We start from the raw sequence: 449 nt of genomic DNA, 5'->3' as shown, positions 1-449 counted from the left end.
TGTGATGATAATACTCCTACGCCTGCTTGTGATACCGCTACAGTAACTATTCAAGTCGTGCCTGATAATGGAAACATCACTGTTGCTAATGATGATGCGTATACAACAATATCTGATACGGATGTATCTGGTAATGTTACCGATAATGACAATGATCCTGAAGGGGATGACTTTACCGTAACTAGTAATACGAACCCTAGCAATGGTACTGTTACTTTCAACCCTGACGGAAGTGGAAACTTTACATACACACCTAACCCTGGTTTTGCAGGTACTGATTCATTTACATATACCATCACGGATGATAACGGGGCGACGGATACTGCCACAGTATATATTACTATTGCTGGTGATGATGGTAATGATATCATGGCTATCAATGATATCAATGATACATTTGTTAACACACCTGTTTCTGGTGATGTAAGCACTAATGACCTTAACCCTGA

General features: G+C 39.9%; 1 protein-coding gene. It reads left to right on the top strand.

All coding sequences use genetic code 11. The features are described from left to right. A partial coding sequence (locus Q0770_RS14660; protein ID WP_299118187.1) for an Ig-like domain-containing protein occupies positions 1-449 on the top strand: 449 nt, incomplete at both ends.

Origin of the sequence: uncultured Winogradskyella sp., from assembly GCF_947501905.1 — a bacterium.
Taxonomy (GTDB): Bacteria; Bacteroidota; Bacteroidia; order Flavobacteriales; family Flavobacteriaceae; genus Winogradskyella.
Note: the sequence above shows the minus strand (reverse complement) of the source record. Positions and strands in the feature narration are given on the sequence as shown.